Origin of the sequence: Trichocoleus desertorum AS-A10, from assembly GCF_039962155.1 — a bacterium.
Classification (GTDB): domain Bacteria; phylum Cyanobacteriota; class Cyanobacteriia; order FACHB-46; family FACHB-46; genus Trichocoleus.
Genome location: NZ_JAMPKN010000013.1, coordinates 60,778 through 79,993, shown reverse-complemented (window position 1 = coordinate 79,993; position 19,216 = coordinate 60,778). Strand labels below are relative to the sequence as shown.

Below are 19,216 nucleotides of genomic sequence, written 5' to 3'. Positions count from 1 at the left end.
ATATTGCTTCTCACGCTAGTTGATTCTCAAGCGTTATAAATAAGCTTTTACAGACTTATTGCGATCAGCGCTTTAGATCTTGGAGGTCGCTAAACCTCTAGCTTAGGAGAGGATAATCTTGTTACTCCCGCCCCCATCGCTCTGTATTCTTGAACCCATAGTGGCTGCTCCCATTGAATTACTCTGGGCCTTTATCGGCCTAATCTTAACGATTGGTGGCACCTTTTTAGGGGCGTCGATTACTAGCCCGCCTTGGAGCTGGGACAGTTCTGGCATTCAAGCTTATCCACTAGGGGTGACTTGTCAAATTGGGGCAGTGTTATTAGCTAGCTGCTTGGGTGGGAGAAATGCAGGGGTACTTTCTCAAATTGCTTACCTGGCACTGGGTCTAGCGGGCTTCCCAGTGTTTACTCAAGGTGGGGGCTTTGGCTATATCCGAGAGCCAATGTTTGGTTACTTACTAGGATTTGTGCCAGGAGCCTGGGTATGTGGTTCATTGGCTTTTAAGGCTCCACCTCGCTTAGAGGCTTTAACTTTTAGCTGTCTTTGCGGGTTGCTGAGCGTTCACTTAGTTGGTTTGGTGTATTTGATTGTTGGCTATCTTTTTAGCTGGGTGAATGCTACAAGTCCATTGCTAGAAGCAGTATTGAAGTACTCTTATTATGCTTTGCCAGGCCAATTGGCTCTTACTTGTGCAGTCACAGTTTTAGCCTTTACGATTCGACACTTAATGTTTTACTGAAGTGGACTAAATCAAGTAACGTTGTCTGCTGCCTCGTAGTGCTTGGTGGGTGCCTAGTTGGTTTGAAATTCTCTGACCCAGTTGCTATGAATTGGAAGAATCGTTTTTTTTGGCTTGCAGCTCTCATTAGCTTGATTTTAGATCGTGTGACTAAGTACTGGGTTGTGACTCAGTTTGACTTGACGATTCCTCCCGAATCTTGGGCACTTTGGCCCAATGTCTTTCACTTTACCTATGTGACTAATACGGGTGCTGCTTTTAGCTTGTTCAGTCAAGGCGGTGACTGGCTGCGTTGGTTATCTTTGGGAGTTAGCTTAATTCTGGTAGCCCTGGGTTTGTTTGGGCCGAGGATGAATCGCTGGGAACAGGCTGGCTATGGCTGTATCTTAGGTGGTGCAGCGGGCAACGGCATCGATCGCTTTCTGGAGGGTCGAGTCGTCGATTTTTTGGATTTTCGGCTGATTGATTTTCCGGTCTTCAACATTGCTGATGTGTTTATTAATGTTGGGATTGTTTGTTTGTTAATTGCTACTTTCAGAGGAGAGGATGTTGCTAAGGGAGATTCGCATCCTGATTCTACTCAGCGGTAAGCTCAGACTACTTAGCGGTTTGTTGACAGCAGCAGTTAAGTCTAGCTTGTATGATTGGGGATGAAGCGGGTAAAGATAGTTGGGCAATCAATATTATCAACTCATGAGGTTGCCACCTAAACTCTGAATTGCCGCTGAATAACTGCAACAAGCGCAACATCCTTGACTCAACTTCAGTCAAATGTTGTTTATACTGCTTCCGATTGCTTTAGCTAAATTTGTGTTGGTAGTGAATGACTCCTCCTCAGCCCCCTCGTCAGTCTAAAACCCTGTTGGGTAACTTGACCCAAGCTGTACAGACCATTCAGGCTAAGATTGATTTTTCCAAACTGGCCTTGAATCCGGATGCGAGGGTGCCAGAACTGTGGGTGCAAGATGCTGGGACTGAGAAGGCGGAAGTCTATCCTTTGTTGGGCGATCGCTATCTTTTGGGGCGGAGTTCCAAGTCCTGTGACATTGTGGTGCGTAATCCCGTCGTCAGTCAGATTCATCTTTCCCTGACTCGCGATCGCCAACAGCAAACGCCCTTTGTGCTTAAGGATGAAAACTCTACCAATGGCATTTACCGGGGCAAACGACGTGTAAATACATCCACGTTGTATCACGGTGACATTTTGACTCTGGGACCACCAGAGCTTGCCGCAGCGGTTCGCATTCAGTATCACAACCCTCCCCCGTGGTACGTCAAAGCGTTTCGCTATAGTCTCTACGGAGTCAGCGGCCTTACAGCGATCACAGCCTTATTTGTGGGCATTGAGTGGACTAAGTTTTCGGTACGCCCGTTGCCTAAGTCGATCCAAGGACCCGTCATGGTCTACGCTCGCGATCGCCAAACACCGCTAAGCCCTGCCCGCAACAACGCCCACTTAGAACTGAATAAACTCTCGGATTTTTCAGCTTATTTACCCAAGGCAGTAGTGGCCTCGGAAGATAGCCGATTTTACTGGCATTTAGGCGTTGATCCGATCGGAATTTTAAGAGCCTTACTAACCAATATCCGGGGTGGAGGCATTCGCGAAGGTGCCAGCACGATCACCCAGCAAGTCGCTCGCAGCTTGTTCCGTGACTATGTAGGCACTCAAGATTCAGCTGGACGCAAACTCCGAGAAGCGATCGTAGCGCTGAAGCTGGAAATGCTTTACAGCAAGGACGCGGTTCTTAAGATGTATTTGAACCGGGTGTACTTGGGCAATGGTAACTTTGGCTTTGAGGATGCGGCTCAGTTTTACTTTGGCAAGTCGGCTAAAGATCTAACCCTCTCAGAAGCGGCCACACTGGCAGGGATTTTGCCCGCCCCGAATAGCTTCAACCCCATTCGTGATTACCAGGCAGCAGTAGAGTACCGCGATCGCGTGATTAACCGGATGGCAGCGATGGGCATGGTGAGCTTGGAAGAGGCCCAGCGAGCCCGGCGATCGCGCATTGAAATTAATCCCAAAGCTAGGGAAATTCTAGAGAGTACTCGTGCGCCTTACTTCTATGGCTATGTGTTTGATGAGTTGCAAACTCTGCTCGGCAAGCAACTAGCAGAAGAAGGTAACTTTATTGTTGAGACCAACTTGGACCTGCAAATGCAGACCTTGGCAGAAACTGCCTTGCGGAATTCAGTCGCTAATGTTGGGGCTACTTACAATTTTTCCCAAGGCGCGATCGTCACGCTAGATGCTAGCAACGGCTCTATCCTGGCTTTAGTCGGCGGAGTCGATTACCAGCAAAGTCAATTTAACCGAGCAACCCAAGCTCTACGTCAGCCTGGTTCTACCTTCAAAATTTTTAGCTACACCGCAGCCTTAGAGCAAGGAATTTCGCCGGGAAAGCCTTATTCCTGCGCTCCTCTAGATTGGGGTGGCCAATCGTTTAGTGGCTGTAACACTGGGGGTGGCAGCTTAGATATGTATAGCGGCATATCCCTCTCCGAAAATCCAATCGCCCTCAGGATTGCTCAAGATGCGGGCTTAGATAAGGTCGTGCAAACAGCTCGGCGAATGGGCATCCAGTCTGAGCTTAATCCTGTCCCAGGTCTCGTCTTAGGGCAAAGTGAAGTCACCCCTCTGGAAATGACAGGCGCTTTTAGCGTCCTAGCCGATCGCGGAGTCCGCCATCGTCCCCATGCTATTCAACGCATTTTGGATAGCAGTGATTGTCAAGACCGCAATAACTTCCAAACTTGTCGAGTGATCTATACCTACGACCAAGATTCGGAAGCTAACGTTTCTGTGCTACCGCCAGAAGTCGCAGATACAATGACCGGGCTGTTGCAGGGAGTTGTGCAGAGCGGAACGGGACGCAGTGCCTCACTAGGCCTGGGAGAAGCAGGAAAAACAGGAACTACAAACGACAGCGTTGACTTGTGGTTCGTTGGATACATTCCTGGCCGCTCCTTAGTCACTGGGATCTGGTTGGGCAATGACAACAACGATCCCACTACTGGTAGTAGCGGCCAAGCAGCTCAGCTATGGGGCGAGTATATGGGCCAGGTCGTGCGTTGACCTAGTCTATCCAGCTTGCTCCTCTAAGAGGTTTTTTCTACCTCAGCCTTCATTCGCTCTAGGGTAAGGTTCATCTGCTCAAACATCTGTTGGGGCGTCATCCCAAACTGACCTAACTGTGTTTGCAGCTGCTGCACGGTCATTTGCGCCATAAAATCTTCCGATAGCTCAAAGCGCTTCATAAAAATGCGGTAGCGCTCCATCAGCCCTTCCATCCGCTCAATGAAAAGCTTTTTGCCTTCTCGGTCAAATTTGCCGTAGCTGCTGCCCAGTTGCACTAGGGATTGATAATCCTCAAACAACTGCTTTGCTTCTTGCTGCACAATCTCAGAGTCAAAAAATCCCATTGCTATTTCTTGGGTCAACTACCAAGCAGAATGAGAAGCGACGATCGCCTCCTCATGGCTTACTTTAATTTTAATGCAGGGCTTGATCGGCGGATAGCTGCGCGAATCCGTACCTCAGCTGGTTCGGTCAAGGTTTTTTGGCGCCAAACAAGCCAAAAAGACCACTTTTTTTAGTGGTTTGGGTAGGCCGCACTTTATCTTCTAGGTTGAGGTTGAGTTTAGCCGCATAGTGCAGCGCTAAGGGTTCTTTAGGATTGAGTTTGAGAGCTTGACGAAAATGAACGGTAGCCATTCCGGAAAGGTTTTGCTTGAAGTAGGCAAATCCTAGTAAAGCGTGGTACTCCCCTTGAGTTGGCTCGATTTTAATGGCATCTCGCAACTCCTGAACTGCTTGAGCTAAGTTTTCTTTCTTTAAGTATTCCTTGGCTCGCTTAGCATGTTGGTAGGCATAGTCCGTTGCAGGTGCTTCTTGCGGGCTAGCGGGCGCAAATTCAATGGTTTGGGCGGGAGCACTAGAGACAAGCCCTGTGCGTTTTTCGCGCAGAATTACGTCATCTAGCTTCAACTGTAGATAGACCAGATTTAGTTCTAACAGTTGTTGAGTGACTGAGGCAAAGCGCTCGATGGGCTGAAACTGGGTCGCGCCAAGTTCGGCGACCGCCTGCTCATAAAATACCTCAGCATCTTTGAGGTTGAGCTGGCTAAGCTGTTGAGCTAATTTGGTTTTAGGAGCGATCGCTCCTTCTCTTTTCAAGCGTCGTACTTGAAACCGTAGCAATCCTAAAGATTCAGTGCGGTCTTTCTCTTGCTTCAGCTTCTGATAGGCAGGGTTGACCAAACGGGCAAAAATTTGGCTGGCTAACTGCTTAGTCTCACTCTCAGTAGCTCCAAAACTATCAGGATGTAAAACTTTAGCAATGTTACGATAGCGCTTCAGAACTCGACTATCATCAGCCGCTACAGAAATACCGAGAATGGCGTAGGGATCGGAAAATTTCTGAAGCCAGTCTGCTGAAAAAGAAGTCTGTGGCATTGATCAGCGGCCTTAAAATTTTTGAATAAAAAATCAACGAATCCCAGCAGATTAAAGGAACAGTTACAACTATAAATCACCCGTTTCAGGCAATTTAGTCACTGGTTTCTGCTAAGTACCAAGCTGCAGCTGTTCTAAGAGTTATTGCCCAGAAGCCTTAGCAATGGCAAAAAATAAGGATAGGTAGATGTTAACTAGGGTGCCCACCTGGTCTGCATCTAAGGTTACGAGATGACTAAGCTGCGAGCAAAGCTAGAGACGACTTACGCTGCTGAGCTTGGTTACTAGCAACTTTAATATCGGTTTCCAGGTTGGTTTCAGTACCCTGCGTTGAAACAAAACTCTTTTACTACTGTACTGTGTTTGCTAGAACTCGACATCAGGCACCTGGGTGATCCTGGGTAGGTGTCAGTAACTTAAATCACAACTACGATGTCCAAAGTCTACGGGCTTATTTCGCAAATTGAAATCTATTCCTAGCAGAACCGCTGCTGTTACCTTTAATCCATAGGATCGACCGTGATGCATCTAGGTGCCGCCAAGGAGCAGAGTATGCTAAATAAGCCCAAAAATCGTCAAATAGCAGCAGTCCTAGCCTTTGCTGGCGTGATCGTACCGATCGCAGGGTTGCACAAGCTCTATCTCGGTCAATACCGCTGGGGTATGCTGTACCTACTGTTGTCTTTGGCAACGCCCATTCCTAAAATTGCCAGTGCAATTGAAGGAGTTTGGTACCTAAGTCAAGACTCCGATCAGTTCGATCGCAACTTTAACGATGGAATAGCAGCTAGCCCCACCGTCCGTTACCCTACAGGGCCAACTGTTGATCCGGCGAAAGTTAGCGCGATCACAACGGCAGTACGCCAACTGGATCAACTGCGCCAAGATGGTTTGATTTCAGAATATGAGTTTGAGCAAAAGCGCCGACAGTTATTAGATAGCGTGACTTGAAACCTGAGATGGCATTTTTAGATTGGTTAACCTCTGTAGCTCGGACTCGTTCTCCGATCGCGGCTGCCTCTACAACACTGCGATCGCGGTTGATCAATGATCCTTATTACCGTCTGCAATCGCTAGAAGAAGTTCAGTTAGCCGTCTCCTTGGGAGTTAAAATCGATGCCAATCAAGCCACAGTGGACGATTGGTTACGTTTACCCGGAATTTCTATCCATCAAGCGCGATCGCTAGCAGAACTCACTCAGGCAGGCGTGCAGTTTTGCTGCCTGGAAGATATGGCCGCTGTTTTAGGAGTGCCCGCCCAGCGACTACGACCCTTCGCACCGATTCTCAATTTTTGTTATTACGATGCTGAGAGTTTGGTCACAATTGAGCCCATTAATCCCAACACGGCCTCTGTAGAAGTTTTGCTCAAAGTACCACCGATTGATTTATTCTTAGCTAGAGCGATCGTGCAAAACCGCTTAGCTACAGGGCCTTACCGCAACCTGGCAGATCTGCAACGACGGCTTTCTCTGCCTAGTACCGTAACAACTGATTTGATGCACTATTTGCGTTTTTAGCTGCGCTTCTAAGCTGCGCTAGAACTGCCCAATTCGGGAGAACGGCCAAAAGCGCCACCAAGCTCGACCAATAATATTTTGCTTTGGCAAGAAGCCCCAAATGTGGGAGTCGTTGCTGTTGTTGCGGTTGTCGCCCATGACGAAAAACTGCCCCTCCGGGACTTGCCTTGGCCCCCACTCATAGGCAGGTGGCTCGGCAATATACGGTTCTTTCAGCGGCTGGTTATCTACATAAACCTTGCCCTGCTGTACCTGCACAATCTGACCAGGCAGGCCAATAATGCGCTTGATAAAAGCCTGCTCTTTGCTATAACCCTGGGTCTGCAATTGCAATGGTGGATCGAAGACGACAATATCGCCCGTTTCCGGTGGGTGCCAGCGGTAAGAAAGCTTTTCCACCACCAAGCGATCGCCAACTAATAAAGTTGGCACCATTGAGTCAGACGGAATAAAGCGAGGTTCTGCAACAAAGGCACGAATGAAAAGGGCCAAAGTTAAAGCGATCGCTAGAATCTGAAAATTTTCTCGTTGGGATTTCCAGAACCCTGACTGCCCGGAAGAATCTGCCAAATCTTGTTTTTCAGATGTCATAGCAACGATGAATAGAGTGGAACCAGATACGAAGCGGCAACTCTGCCAAGTAGTTAGCAGCCCAGTTAAGGATCATCAGCGATCGCCTAGAGACGATGCCTTCTGACACCTGTACGAGCCTCTGCCATCAACTAATATACTCCGCTCTTCTAGTTTTTTCGTGCTCTGGCAGGGCTAGGCTGTTGAGGCATCAAAAGCCGTGCAATCGAATTGACAAGAGAGCTTCTAAGACTGTAAGTAGTTGATTTTGATTGCTCTATCAATTGATAAAAACTCTACAACTGCATAATTTACTAATAAAAAATATCCGGATTACTGAATTCATTGATATTGATTCAGTGCCATCACGGACTGATTTCTCAGAATTGAACTGGCTAATACCGAATAATTGTCAGGTTAGTTTTCAAGTGAATGGAGTATTACTAGAGAGAAGCTTAAGAACACTGTGGAGTGATTGCTTAGGGTGCTAGCGAATTATAAATCGAGTTGAGTGAAACTTGAGATACAGAATTTGTATGAATCCTGGAATGCTCAAATTTTGTTTTATAGATTTTTGCTTCTTGAAACAAAAATTTTTGAGCTTTAGTTAAGATGTTGAAAAATATCTCTTGCTGTGGCAATTTTTTGAGGTAGGTTTATGCCGGAATTCTTGAAAACATTTTTAGATTCAAGTCAGTTTATTCCGCATGGACATTGCTATCTTTGGCAACCCGGACTGGTTTGGCTGCATATTGCTTCCAACTCAATTATTGCCCTAGCTTACTATTCGATTCCGCTGATGTTGGTATACTTTGTCCACAAGCGGCGGGACATTCCTTTCAATGGGATTTTTATTTTATTTGGTATTTTTATTGTCGCTTGTGGCACCACCCACTTAATGGATATCTGGACGCTTTGGCACCCCCATTATTGGATATCGGGTTTCCTCAAAGCTATCACTGCGGCAGTTTCTTTCTACACTGCCTTGGAGTTAAGGTCTTTGATTCCTCAAGTTTTATCGTTACCCAGTTCAGCGCAACTCGAAGCCGCCAATCAAAAGCTGGAAGATGAGATTGTAGAACGCCAACGGATGGAAATCGCTTTGCGTGACTCCCAACAAATGTTGAAGCTGGTGATCGACACAATTCCACAAGCGATCTTCTGGAAGGACCACGAGTCAGTTTATTTGGGTTGCAATCGTAGCTTTGCCCTGGATGCAGGCTTAGCAGCATCAGAAGCAATCGTAGGCCGCACAGATTATGAGTTAGCTTGGAAACCAGAAGAAGCCGAGTTTTTTCAAAGTTGCGATCGCCAGTTCATCGAAACAAATCAGCCAGAATATCACATCATTAAGCCGCAACTGCAAGCGGACGGCAAGCAAGCTTGGTTAGATAGCAGTAAGATTCCGTTGCATAATGCCGCAGGTCAAGTTGTAGGAATTTTAGGGATTTATGAAGATATTACAGAGCGTCAAATAGCAGATGCAGCGCTACGAGAATCCGAGGATCATCTGCGTCAACGTACCCAACAACTAGAGCAAACTCTCAAGGAGCTACAAAAGACTCAGTCGCAACTCATTCATACTGAAAAAATGTCCAGCTTAGGGCAATTGGTCGCTGGCATTGCGCATGAAATTAATAATCCCATTAACTTTATCTATGGCAATCTGAGCCATACCAACGAATACGCTCAAGACTTGCTAAATTTGCTGGAGATTTATCAGCAAAGCTATCCTCATCCTGCTGAAACAGTTCAAGCCAAAGCTGAAGCAATTGACCTTGATTTCTTAACTGAAGACTTACCTAAAATGCTGTCTTCCATGAAGGTGGGAGCAGAGCGCATCCGGCAAATTGTTTTGTCTCTCCGCAACTTCTCTCGCTTAGAAGAATCAGAGATGAAGCCTGTGGATATTCATGAAGGTTTAGACAACACTTTACTATTGCTACAGCATCGTTTTAAGGAGAAAGTGGGGCGGTTTGGCGTTCAAGTGATCAAGAAATATGGCCCATTGCCAATGGTTGAGTGCTATGCAGGACAGCTCAACCAAGTCTTTATGAATCTAATCGCTAATGCGATCGATGCTGTAGATGAGTTGCACCAAGCCACTACAGATCAATCAGCTCAGCCAACCTTTATTCGCATTGAGACCGCAGTCCTAGACTCCAATCGAGTTGTGCTCCGAATTGCCGACAACGGCATAGGTATGACAGAAGCCGTCAGACAACGGTTATTTGATCCGTTCTTCACCACCAAGCCGTTAGGAAAGGGAACAGGACTAGGCTTATCAATCAGCTATCAAATTGTGACGGACAAGCATGGCGGTGAACTAACTTGTTGCTCAGCTCCCGGGCAAGGCACAGAATTTCGGATTGAAATTCCAATCAAAACCCAAAAACTAGCTTCACCGACTAACTCTGCGTTGCTGGTTTAGTGGGTGAAGTTTGCAGGAGCTGGAACTCATCAAATTTGATCACCGATGATTGAGGCTGACGGGTATCAAAGTAATAGCTACTAACCGTGCCATCGGCTGTGTTGAAAATGCTGAATGCGGTGAGATCGTTGCTCGATAGATACGGCAGCGATCGCCCATTCTCATCTTTAAGTGGCGCGATCGTCGGGACCACAGGCGCTAGACCGTTAGGATTGCCGACCGCTGTACCAGTCGCTGAGTCAGATCTGGGAGCTGTTGGCCTGGGTTGTTCTAGATAAGCACCGTAAGAGTTACCCACATTAGAGGTTTCGAGAAAATGCATGCCGCTGGGACTGACAAATCGGTTCCACAAATGGCAGTGACCGTAGAACACTAACTGCACGCCTGCTGCCTCTAGCAGTGGCATCACGTCTCGGATCAAGTAGTTGTTCTCTTGGGGGTACTCATAGCGAACCGCTTGGATCGTGTCATCTGGAGCGCGATCGCTCACAGTTACGGGGTCGGTGTAAGGCGGGACAACATTGCCGCCTAAGGAGTGGAGAGGATGGTGCAACATCACCACTTTGTACTTGGCTTCTTGAAACTCTGGGCTGTTTAATTCCTGCTGTAACCACCTGTACTGGAGGCTTCCCTGGGCGATCGGCTCGAAGATGTGTTGCCCATAGCCCCAAGCATCTTGGTTGAGTTGAGATAGCTCTTTGGCCTCCTGATTCTCCTGCGGGACTGGGTCACTATATTTGCCGCGAACCTCAGGGCCAATTTCTGGGACACGCCAAATGCTGGTTGCGTATAGAACCACTAAACGAATGTCGCCAAAAGTAACCGCGTAGTAAGTTTTGCCGCCTGTCTCACTGGTAGGCAGCGTAAAGATCTCTTCGTAGGTATCTGTATTGAAGGAATGATCTTTGATCCAAGCCGCGCGAGTTCTGGCATCGTCTGCGGATTGGCTCGGTACTTGCTCTGGATAACGAGCTGAGGCGATCGCCCGAGGGACGGCATCGTCAAATTGGCTACTTAAGGAATTCTCCATTGAGAAGCGGCCCATCACCTCATGATTACCAATCGTGGTAAACAGAGGTGCATGCTGAATAATCTTGCCTCCCCGGTAAATAGTTTCCTGCCCTTGTTTCTCCAGCTTGTAGGCAGCTCGGCCTTGCAACACTGGAAAGAAGGCTCCGCCACGATTGTCATCAAACCATTCGGAGGCGCGATCGGGAATGTTAACCAAGTCTCCCGCAAAAAACACCGCATCTACGGCGCCAACCGTTTCCACCACCTTTTGTAAGTTCGCCGAAACCAAAGATTTGAGTTGATGGTCGGACGTCAGCAAAATCTTGAGGGCCGTTTGTGGGGTGGGCTGAGCCATCAAGCTAAAAACTCGACTCGTAATTACTTGCTCATCCTGCACACTCGTTACTTGATAAGGCACCCGCACTCCTGGCGTGAGATTGTTCACGATCGCCTCATGCCGCCAAATCTGCCGTTCCTCAGGTCTAGCATTGATCAGATCAATAACTTGGGAATTCAAGTGTGACTTTTGATCTTCACGGGTCCGACTAAGCTGGCTACTAATTGCCATGACAGTGCGATCGCGACTTTTCTCGGCGGGTGTCGTTAAGCCAGGCCCATAGGTAACAAAATGTTGGGAACCAGGAAATTCTGTGAACCAGACGACCCGGATGGAAGTAGGAGTCGGCAGTTGCAAAAATGGATCAGTCAATAGCCGAGGAGTCACAGCCATAAACGTATAATTTCACAGCTTCATAAATGGATCGAGCCAAAGCAGAATTGATTGCTTGAGTTGATTGAGTTCCCGATACACCTCTTGCTTCATCCATTGGGCGATCGCGTCTAGCGGGGTGAAAACTGAGCCACTCTTCCAAGCCACATCTTGACCCAGAGGAGTGGTATGGCTGCCCGGTAGCTTTTGCAGCGTCACCATGTCAGGAAAACGCTCCTTCAGCACTTCACTCATGGTTATGGTTTGGTCCAGCGTATCGTTGGTAAATTTAATCAGCAAATTTCGCCGTACTTGGTAGCGCTCAGCAACTAAAGCCATCGTTTCTAGCGGAGATGGTGTGAACTCAACGGCAAAGCTAGGCGAAAGCTGATCCATTAAGGGAATGGCATCGCGGGCAGCATAGTTGTTGAAGGAAATTAAGATATTCCCCGCTCGCTCCACAGCAAACGAACTGCCAATCAGTAAATGTAGCTTGCAGCCCATGCTATGTCCCAAGCCGTAAATGGGGAGGTAGCGCTTTTGCAGCAATCCTCTGGTTTGGAGTTGCGCAAAGGCTCGTTCAAAGTTCCGCAGCACTTGATGGGCGATCGCACCATGATCCATCGTGTTGACAAAAGGAGTGGCGATGATTACATAGCCTTGGCGGCTGAGATGTTCTAGCAACCAACGGTAAGTGACGTGAGGTGCAGTCGCAACAAAAGCTCCTCCCAAGAAATGGATGATCGCGATGGGTCGCGGCGGAATTAAAACCCAGTTACCAGAAACTTCCTGCCAATCCATGCCCACAACATGTAAACAATACGTTACGTCCTGCCTTCATCCTAAACTCTGTTTTCCCCTAACAGGAGGGAACTATGAATGTAGCGGGACACCCATCCGAGAAAAGATATGGACACTAAGCAGCGGGACATACAGAGCCAGGATGCAAGTGAGCAGCCGCCAATTTCAGCAGACTGCTTGCATTCAGAAGCGATCGCCCCTCAGCAACCTGAATGTCAGCAGTGGCAGGAAAAGCTCCAAAATGTACAGCAAGAGTTGTCCAACATCAAGCTCGCGCTGGATGAAGCTGCCATTGTGGCTCTGACAGATACGACTGGCGTGATGCAGTATGTGAATGACAAGTTCTGTCGGCTATCCCAGTACGCCCGTGAAGAGCTGGTGCAGCAAAATTATCGGATGCTTAATTCTAGCTGTCACCCCAAGGAATTTTTTCAAAGCTTATGGTCCACTATTGACCAAGGCAAAGTTTGGCAAGGAGAAATTCGCAATAAAGCCAAAGACGGTTCTTACTATTGGGTAGACACAACCATCGTGCCTTACCTCAACGAGCAAGGACAACCCTTTCAATATTTAGCCATTCAGTTCGATATCACTGAGCGCAAACGCATTGAAGAACGGCTGCGGCATGATGCGTTTCATGATGTCCTCACAGGGTTACCCAACCGAGCCTTGTTTATGGCCCGTTTGGGCCGAGCGATCGAGCATGTAAAGCGGCGTTCTGGTGCTGTGTTTGCTTTACTCTTTGTTGATTTGGACTACTTCAAAACCCTGAATGACACTCTAGGGCATTTGGTTGGCGATCAACTGTTGGTGGCGATCGCCCGGCGCTTGGAATCTTGCCTGAGAATTGGCGATACCGTTGCCCGATTCGGTGGCGATGAGTTTACGATCCTGCTAGAAGATATTAAAGACGTTCAAGATGCCATTCGAGTGGCAGAACGTCTACAGCAAGAATTGCAACTGCCCTTCTATCTCAGCGGTCACGAAATTTCTACCACAGCGAGTATTGGCATTGCCCTCAGTTGTACCGATTACAGCCAACCTGAAGAAATTCTGCGTGATGCAGATTTGGCTTTATACCAAGCGAAAGCGATGGGCCGCACGCGCTACGAAATCTTTGATGCTTCCATGCATCGGGGGACGCTGGCCCATATGCAACTGGAGCATGACCTCAGACGAGCGATCGCCAAGACTCAGGATCAAGCCATTTCTGGAGAAACAGAAGCCCCAGAATTTTGGCTACAGTACCAACCGATTGTGTCTCTCAAAACCAATCGCATCATGGGTTTTGAAGCCTTAATTCGTTGGAATCACCCAGAGCGGGGTTTGATCTCGCCTGCCGACTTTATCCCCTTGGCCGAAGAAACTGGGCTGATTGTACCGATTGGTCAGTGGGTATTGCGTCAGGCTTGCCATCAGCTCTCTGTCTGGCACCAACTGATCTCCTCGCCTTGTCCACTCATCGTCAGCGTCAACCTCTCCAGCCGTCAGTTTGTCCAGCCTGATTTAGTAGACCAAATTAGTCAAATTCTGCAAGAAACGAATCTGAATCCTCGCTACTTAAAGCTGGAGATTACTGAAAGTGTGGTGATGGAAAATGCTGAGGTGGCTACAACGATGCTGCAACAGCTCAAAAGCTTAGGGATTCAGCTAGCTATTGATGATTTTGGCACTGGCTACTCTTCACTCAGTTATTTGCACCGCTTCCCCATTGACACGCTAAAGATCGATCGCTCCTTTATTAACCGCATCGATATTGATGGCGAGAACTTAGAAATTGTCCGCACCATCGTTACCCTAGCTTGGAATTTAGGCATGGACATAATTGCCGAAGGAGTGGAAACTGCTAAGCAGTTGGCGCAACTCAAAGCTTTGAAGTGTGAGTATGCTCAAGGCTATTTCTTTGCTAGACCACTTAATTGCGAAGCAGCTACAGCTTTAGTGCTTCAGGGAACGATCGCAGTTAAGTAGAGTTGTTATTGACAAAAATGCGTGGTTGCTGAAAAAAGGGTTTACAAAAACCACCTGAGAGACAGATAGCCCCTTTGGAATTTGACAGAGTAGATTGACAATAGAAGTTGAATCCAGATTTTGGCTAGTGCTGGAGCTGTTTGTGGCGCAATGAAGTGACGAAGTCATGATTAGAGATGAATCGATCACTCGTAGTTTTATGCTGCTGTGCCTAGGCGCAGCTTTTTTAACGTTGCTGGTGCGATCGCAGACCAATGCTGCTTCCCTCACCCCACAGCAACCCGCTATTAACCTACCGCTTCAACCTGTTAAGACTGCTTCTGCGTCCTTGAAGCCTAAGCCTGTCACGCTAGCTCAAGCTCAAACTCGCCTTGTGGTAGATTTGAGCGATCGCAAGGTTTCTCTGTACCGCAGCCAAAAATTGCAAGCGAGTTACCCAATTGCGATTGGTCAAGTAGGCTGGGAGACGCCTACAGGCACTTTTGCCATCACTCAGATGCAAACTAATCCAGTTTGGCAGCACCCCATTACCGAGCAGCTCATCACCGCTGGACCTGATAGCCCTTTGGGACTGCGCTGGATCGGTTTTTGGTCCGATGGCCACAACCAAATTGGCTTTCACGGCACGAATCAGGAAGAGTTAATTGGTCAGGCTGTTTCCCACGGCTGTGTGCGCATGCGAAACCAAGATATTGTGGCGCTCTATCAGCAAGTTGCCGAAGGAACGCCAGTCATAGTGCAGCCTTAAAAGGATTTACATAGGTAATGATTTGGGTGGTGTAGATGAAACCTACACCACCCAAAATCTGCCAATGCAATTAGTTATCGGAGGGCTGGGGTTCAAACTTGGGTGCGTAAACCTGGAGCAACGTACTGACTTGAGTTAACACTTCATCGCCAGAGTTTTTGCCGATCGCTTGCCGTTCGGGGAAGAACTCCGGTCGGTCTAGGTTACGGGCGATCGCTTCACTCACCTGTTGTGCAATCAAGCCATGCAGTTCTTCTTTGGCGCGGTTGCGCTGATAGTTAGCGCCTTCTTCAGTGGTGGCGTAGAGGGGTGGCAGACGGTTTAAGGCGTAGGCAGCAATATCACCTAAATCTAAAGTGCAATCACTCGTGGCTTCAATTTCGGCGACCCGAGCGATCGCTTCAGTTAGCACCAATTCTTCCATCACGTTGATGAACTGCTTTCTGGGTACAGCCACAACTTCACCCGTTAGTAACGCTCCCATCAAGCGATCGAGGGCCATATATTCCTCAATCGATAATTCGGAAGCCGTGTCACAGATGCGACCCACCTCAGCTTCCATCGCTGGTGTGAGGTAACCGTCCTGCAAGGCCTGCTCTACAATTTTCTCAATACTCATAACGCCTCTTCGCTCCCCGCCACCATCTTACAAATGGGCAACCTTGCTGCAAGCACCTTGCTTTAGTTTGCCCCAGAATCGTACTGTTGGACGAAATTTACCAAAACTTCCCACAAGATTATTCCATGCCTTGATAACGCCAAGGTACTGGGTCTACAGCCTTTCCTTGCACATACAAGCCCCAGTGTAAATGTGGCCCAGTCGAAGCTCCACTAGAACCGACTGCGCCAATCACTTGGCCCGCTCGGACCATATCACCTTCCTTTACATTGATGCGACTCAGGTGTAAATAAATCGTCTGCACGCCTTGGCCGTGGTCAACCCCAACGACATTGCCATTAATCTTAAACCCTTGGGATTCACGACCGACGAGGGCGACTCGTCCCGCTGCGGCGGCAACGACAGGGGAGCCTGTGGCTCCTGCATAATCCACGCCTGAATGGTAATAATCTTTGGCAAATACGCCGTTGTAGTAGCGGCGAATGCCATAAATTGTGGTGATTTCTCCTTGGTTAGGCCGCACAAAAGGACCGCTCCAGAATTTTTGGGGCGTCACTAAACGCTTGAAGGCGTCTACGCGATTAAATTCGGCATCGCTAATGTCCTCATCTTTGCTCGGTGGGAGCCAGATGCTCTGAGTTGGAAAGGAGCGATTGCGGAGCTGCACTGCCAAATTCTTCACCTGCCCTTCCCCAGTGACTTGAATCTTCAGCGTGCCAGGTTTATCGAGGGGGGTAGTTGGCAATAAAGCTCGGAAGCGATTGGGGCCGATGAGGTAAGTATCAAAGGTTTGCTGCCCTAAGGTCACTCTGGGGCTGCTGCTGACCTCCAGGTTATCTTGCCGCACGACTACAGAAATGGTGTCTCCAAGCTGGGGGGCTGTAGGCGTAATTTGAACTTGTAGGGCTTGAGCAGGAGTCATTGAGGCGATCGCTCCTGTAGCCACGCCTAACGGTGCGAGTCCGAGCTGAAACAACCAATTCCTGAAGCGGTGAGATGGAGGGGAAGCAATCACAATCTCAAGATGTCCTTCACGACTATTGTCAGACCTACTGTCAGACTTAGACTAAGTATTTCTGTATCTGTTTCCAAGTCTGTCCAGTCATTTCGGGACAAATTTTAGAGGAGTAACTTCCTAGGAGTCAACCAATTCTTAAGATGAGCGGCGAATAACGGTGCGATCGCGACGTTTTCCTAGCTAAACCTCCGCTGTACTCTCCCCAGAGTCGTAAAAACCTCTTATTCTGAAGTTTGTAGACGTTAATATTTCTCTCATTTTTTTAAGAACCTGTGCAAGAAGACTTTAGGCTGATCGTCGATCTGGTGACTGTTTTGGCTGCGGCTGCGGCAGGGGGACTGATTGCGGCTTTACTACGCCAGCCGGCTTTGTTGGGCTACCTGCTGGGTGGAGTAATTATTGGACCTGCTGGTTTAGGGCTAATTAAAGAACTCGTCCAAGTAGAAACGTTGGCCCAGTTTGGAGTGGCCTTTTTACTATTTGCCTTAGGGGTCGAGTTCTCATTTGCCGAGCTGAAGAAAGTCCAAGCGATCAGTTTGGGCGGCGGTGGGTTGCAAATTGCCCTAACGATTTTGGTGACAGCGATCGCCTCAGTCACGATGGGTTGGGTCACTTCCCCTGCCCAAGGCGTCTTCTTGGGAGCCATTCTGTCGTTGTCGTCTACGGCAGTGGTGCTCAAGTGCTTGATGGAGCGCAACGAAACTGAAACCCCCCACGGCAAGGTGATGCTGGGGATTTTGGTGGTGCAGGACTTGGCGTTGGGCTTAATGCTAGCCGTATTGCCTGCCCTCGATCAGCCTGCCGAAGCGATCGGAATTGCGGTGGGATGGGCCTTGTTACGCATTGGCTTATTTGCGGCGGGGGCAGTGGCGGTTGGTATCTGGATTATTCCTCCCCTATTGCGGTTGCTGGCTCGCACCGAGAGCCGCGAACTATTCTTGCTAGGTGTGGTAGCGCTTTGCTTAGGGATTGCCCTGCTGACAGAGCATTTGGGGCTTTCAATTGAAATGGGAGCCTTTGTGGCGGGGCTGATGATTTCGGAGGTGGAGTACGCCGACCAGACGCTGACTTACGTGGAGCCGTTGCGGGATATTTTTGCCAGCTTGTTTTTTGCCGCGATCGGGATGCTGATTGACCCTGTGTTTCTTTGGAACAATTGGGAGCTGATCCTGGGCTTAGTTGCACTAGTGTTGGTGGGCAAGTTTCTCATCATCACACCTCTGGTCACTCTGTTTCGCTACCCACTAAAGACAGCTTTGATTGCCGGGTTCGGATTAGCCCAAATTGGTGAATTTTCTTTCGTGCTCGCGAGCGAAGGACAAGCCTTGGGGCTAGTGTCTCGGCGGGTTTACTTGCTGATTCTGGGCACGACAGCGGTGACCTTGGTGGTAACCCCTTTCTTGTTGCGCTTGGTGCCGCAATTATTTGTCTGGGCGGAATCTTGGCCTTGGCTGAAGCGGCATCTCGACCGAACTGATTTGCCATTGGCAGCTTCAGAAGAAGTGTCCCTAAAAAATCATGTGGTGGTTTGTGGCTATGGCCGAGTCGGACGCAACATTGTGCAACTGTTGCAGGAACACCAGTACCCAGTGCTGGTGATTGAGCAATCGGAACAAAGGATTCAACAACTCCGAGATGCCGAAATCCCCTACGTCTATGGCAATGCGGGCAGCTTGCATGTGTTGGAAAAGGCAGGCGTGGATAAAGCGCAGGGTATGGCGATCGCGCTACCCGACCCCATGAGTACTCGCTTATCCCTCAAACGCTGTTTAGAAATTGCGCCCGATTTAGATGTGGTAGTGCGAGCCAATAAAGATAAAGACATTGAATTGCTCTACCAACTGGGGGCGCGTGAAGTGGTGCAGCCAGAATTTGAAGCGAGCCTAGAACTCTCGACTCACTTACTTACTAGCATGGGCGCTCCTCTCTCCAGCATTCAGCTAGAAGTGCAGCAAATTCGCAATAGTCACTACTACGGACTACGACCGGAGCGCACCGCCAACCAAATTTCGCGCGACCTGCGGGTGGCAGCTCAGGATATGAACAGCAAGTGGTATGGCTTGCCAGAGCATTCGCCGTTGCTGGGAATGACCCTAGAGGAAACAGATTTGCGCCGCCTCACAGGTGTGAGTTTGATGGCGATTCGTCGCGCGGGTGGTAATGAGGTGGATTATCCAGACGCGCGAACTATTCTAGAACCGGGCGATCGCCTCTTGATTGTGGGGCAGTCAGAAGAAGTGGCAGCGTTTGATGAGCTAGCTCGGGGAGAAGCAGCAGTTCCCAAGGAAAGTTCCTCTTGCCAATGGCTAATGGTGCCCGCAGAGAGTCCGGTGGCAGGCCAAACGTTAGCTGAGCTAGACCTACAAGGGCAATATGACGTACAGGTGCAAGCTATCCGCCGGGAAGGTAGATTTATCCGCTTTCCTACTGGGGACACCGATATTTTGGTGAGCGATCGCCTGCTGCTATGTGGCAACCGAGATTCTTTGGTGCAGGTGCGCCAGTGGATTGCTCCCGCCTTGCAACTGCCGATGTTACAAATTCCGGTGGTGAAGGCGAACGTTAGCGAAACCTTACAGGAGTTCCTGCCACCCGATAGTCTCCGCGAACTGTAGAG

16 protein-coding genes are annotated in these 19,216 nt (G+C 48.8%); 9 read left to right on the top strand and 7 right to left on the bottom strand.

Annotated elements, in window-relative coordinates; all coding sequences use genetic code 11:
* The first annotated feature begins 118 nt into the window (after positions 1 to 118).
* The 3 genes from NDA01_RS17585 to NDA01_RS17575 all read left to right on the top strand — a co-directional run bounded on the left by NDA01_RS17585 (position 119) and on the right by NDA01_RS17575 (position 3,821).
* Complete coding sequence (locus NDA01_RS17585; protein ID WP_199295796.1) at positions 119 to 742, top strand: biotin transporter BioY; 624 nt, start codon at positions 119 to 121, stop codon at positions 740 to 742.
* 86 nt (positions 743 to 828) lie between these two features.
* On the top strand, positions 829 to 1,332 hold the full coding sequence (gene lspA, locus NDA01_RS17580) for a signal peptidase II (protein WP_190438918.1): 504 nt from the start codon (positions 829 to 831) through the stop codon (positions 1,330 to 1,332).
* A gap of 233 nt (positions 1,333 to 1,565) precedes the next feature.
* Complete coding sequence (locus NDA01_RS17575) at positions 1,566 to 3,821, top strand: PBP1A family penicillin-binding protein (protein WP_348228961.1); 2,256 nt, start codon at positions 1,566 to 1,568, stop codon at positions 3,819 to 3,821.
* Between the two features lie 23 nt (positions 3,822 to 3,844).
* On the opposite strand, the gene NDA01_RS17570 is transcribed toward NDA01_RS17575, so the two are convergent.
* Positions 3,845 to 4,168, bottom strand: a complete 324-nt coding sequence (locus tag NDA01_RS17570; protein ID WP_190438912.1) for a DUF1825 family protein — start codon at positions 4,166 to 4,168, stop codon at positions 3,845 to 3,847.
* 127 nt (positions 4,169 to 4,295) lie between these two features.
* Positions 4,296 to 5,201, bottom strand: a complete 906-nt coding sequence (locus NDA01_RS17565) for a J domain-containing protein (RefSeq protein WP_348228960.1) — start codon at positions 5,199 to 5,201, stop codon at positions 4,296 to 4,298.
* Between the two features lie 552 nt (positions 5,202 to 5,753).
* On the opposite strand from NDA01_RS17565, the gene NDA01_RS17560 reads away from it, so the two are divergent.
* Entirely contained in the window at positions 5,754 to 6,152 is a 399-nt protein-coding gene (locus NDA01_RS17560) for an SHOCT domain-containing protein (protein ID WP_348228959.1), read from the top strand.
* Between the two features lie 8 nt (positions 6,153 to 6,160).
* Positions 6,161 to 6,721 carry a helix-hairpin-helix domain-containing protein gene (locus NDA01_RS17555; RefSeq protein WP_348228958.1) on the top strand — a complete coding sequence of 187 codons (561 nt, stop codon included), beginning with the start codon at positions 6,161 to 6,163 and terminating at the stop codon, positions 6,719 to 6,721.
* An 18-nt stretch (positions 6,722 to 6,739) separates the two neighbouring features.
* Here the strand turns inward: NDA01_RS17555 and lepB are convergent, their stop codons facing one another.
* Entirely contained in the window at positions 6,740 to 7,312 is a 573-nt protein-coding gene (gene lepB / locus NDA01_RS17550; RefSeq protein ID WP_348228957.1) for a signal peptidase I, read from the bottom strand.
* A 637-nt stretch (positions 7,313 to 7,949) separates the two neighbouring features.
* Here lepB and NDA01_RS17545 point away from each other — a divergent pair.
* Complete coding sequence (locus tag NDA01_RS17545) at positions 7,950 to 9,722, top strand: sensor histidine kinase (RefSeq protein ID WP_348228956.1); 1,773 nt, start codon at positions 7,950 to 7,952, stop codon at positions 9,720 to 9,722.
* Here NDA01_RS17545 and NDA01_RS17540 read toward each other — a convergent pair.
* Positions 9,700 to 11,463, bottom strand: a complete 1,764-nt coding sequence (locus NDA01_RS17540; protein WP_348228955.1) for a metallophosphoesterase family protein — start codon at positions 11,461 to 11,463, stop codon at positions 9,700 to 9,702. The two genes, NDA01_RS17545 and NDA01_RS17540, sit on opposite strands and share 23 nt — an antisense overlap.
* Before the next feature lie 12 nt (positions 11,464 to 11,475).
* Positions 11,476 to 12,243, bottom strand: a complete 768-nt coding sequence (locus NDA01_RS17535) for a DUF1350 family protein (protein ID WP_348228954.1) — start codon at positions 12,241 to 12,243, stop codon at positions 11,476 to 11,478.
* A gap of 108 nt (positions 12,244 to 12,351) precedes the next feature.
* Between NDA01_RS17535 and NDA01_RS17530 the strand changes: the two genes are divergently transcribed.
* Positions 12,352 to 14,214 (top strand): putative bifunctional diguanylate cyclase/phosphodiesterase, encoded by a 1,863-nt coding sequence (locus tag NDA01_RS17530; protein WP_348228953.1) that lies wholly within the window; start codon positions 12,352 to 12,354, stop codon positions 14,212 to 14,214.
* Positions 14,215 to 14,380: 166 nt separating this feature from the next.
* Positions 14,381 to 14,962, top strand: coding sequence for a L,D-transpeptidase (locus tag NDA01_RS17525; RefSeq protein ID WP_242017017.1), 582 nt, complete (start codon positions 14,381 to 14,383; stop codon positions 14,960 to 14,962).
* A 70-nt stretch (positions 14,963 to 15,032) separates the two neighbouring features.
* Here the strand turns inward: NDA01_RS17525 and NDA01_RS17520 are convergent, their stop codons facing one another.
* Positions 15,033 to 15,581 (bottom strand): late competence development ComFB family protein, encoded by a 549-nt coding sequence (locus tag NDA01_RS17520; RefSeq protein ID WP_190551926.1) that lies wholly within the window; start codon positions 15,579 to 15,581, stop codon positions 15,033 to 15,035.
* 118 nt (positions 15,582 to 15,699) lie between these two features.
* Complete coding sequence (locus NDA01_RS17515; RefSeq protein WP_431193432.1) at positions 15,700 to 16,596, bottom strand: M23 family metallopeptidase; 897 nt, start codon at positions 16,594 to 16,596, stop codon at positions 15,700 to 15,702.
* Between the two features lie 275 nt (positions 16,597 to 16,871).
* On the opposite strand from NDA01_RS17515, the gene NDA01_RS17510 reads away from it, so the two are divergent.
* Positions 16,872 to 19,214: a monovalent cation:proton antiporter family protein gene (locus tag NDA01_RS17510; protein WP_348228952.1), complete on the top strand. Its 2,343-nt coding sequence runs from the start codon at positions 16,872 to 16,874 to the stop codon at positions 19,212 to 19,214.
* The last annotated feature ends 2 nt before the right edge of the window (positions 19,215 to 19,216 follow it).

What these genes read in the sequence shown, in the direction of transcription:
- NDA01_RS17565 (WP_348228960.1), bottom strand. Translation starts at nt 5,201, where the DNA reads ATGCCACAGACTTCTTTTTCAGCAGACTGGCTTCAGAAATTTTCCGAT.
- NDA01_RS17560 (WP_348228959.1), top strand. Translation starts at nt 5,754, where the DNA reads ATGCTAAATAAGCCCAAAAATCGTCAAATAGCAGCAGTCCTAGCCTTT.
- NDA01_RS17525 (WP_242017017.1), top strand. Translation starts at nt 14,381, where the DNA reads ATGATTAGAGATGAATCGATCACTCGTAGTTTTATGCTGCTGTGCCTA.
- NDA01_RS17570 (WP_190438912.1), bottom strand. Translation starts at nt 4,168, where the DNA reads ATGGGATTTTTTGACTCTGAGATTGTGCAGCAAGAAGCAAAGCAGTTG.
- NDA01_RS17530 (WP_348228953.1), top strand. Translation starts at nt 12,352, where the DNA reads ATGGACACTAAGCAGCGGGACATACAGAGCCAGGATGCAAGTGAGCAG.
- lspA (WP_190438918.1), top strand. Translation starts at nt 829, where the DNA reads ATGAATTGGAAGAATCGTTTTTTTTGGCTTGCAGCTCTCATTAGCTTG.
- NDA01_RS17540 (WP_348228955.1), bottom strand. Translation starts at nt 11,463, where the DNA reads ATGGCTGTGACTCCTCGGCTATTGACTGATCCATTTTTGCAACTGCCG.
- NDA01_RS17555 (WP_348228958.1), top strand. Translation starts at nt 6,161, where the DNA reads ATGGCATTTTTAGATTGGTTAACCTCTGTAGCTCGGACTCGTTCTCCG.
- NDA01_RS17520 (WP_190551926.1), bottom strand. Translation starts at nt 15,581, where the DNA reads ATGAGTATTGAGAAAATTGTAGAGCAGGCCTTGCAGGACGGTTACCTC.
- NDA01_RS17575 (WP_348228961.1), top strand. Translation starts at nt 1,566, where the DNA reads ATGACTCCTCCTCAGCCCCCTCGTCAGTCTAAAACCCTGTTGGGTAAC.
- NDA01_RS17535 (WP_348228954.1), bottom strand. Translation starts at nt 12,243, where the DNA reads ATGGATTGGCAGGAAGTTTCTGGTAACTGGGTTTTAATTCCGCCGCGA.
- NDA01_RS17545 (WP_348228956.1), top strand. Translation starts at nt 7,950, where the DNA reads ATGCCGGAATTCTTGAAAACATTTTTAGATTCAAGTCAGTTTATTCCG.
- lepB (WP_348228957.1), bottom strand. Translation starts at nt 7,312, where the DNA reads ATGACATCTGAAAAACAAGATTTGGCAGATTCTTCCGGGCAGTCAGGG.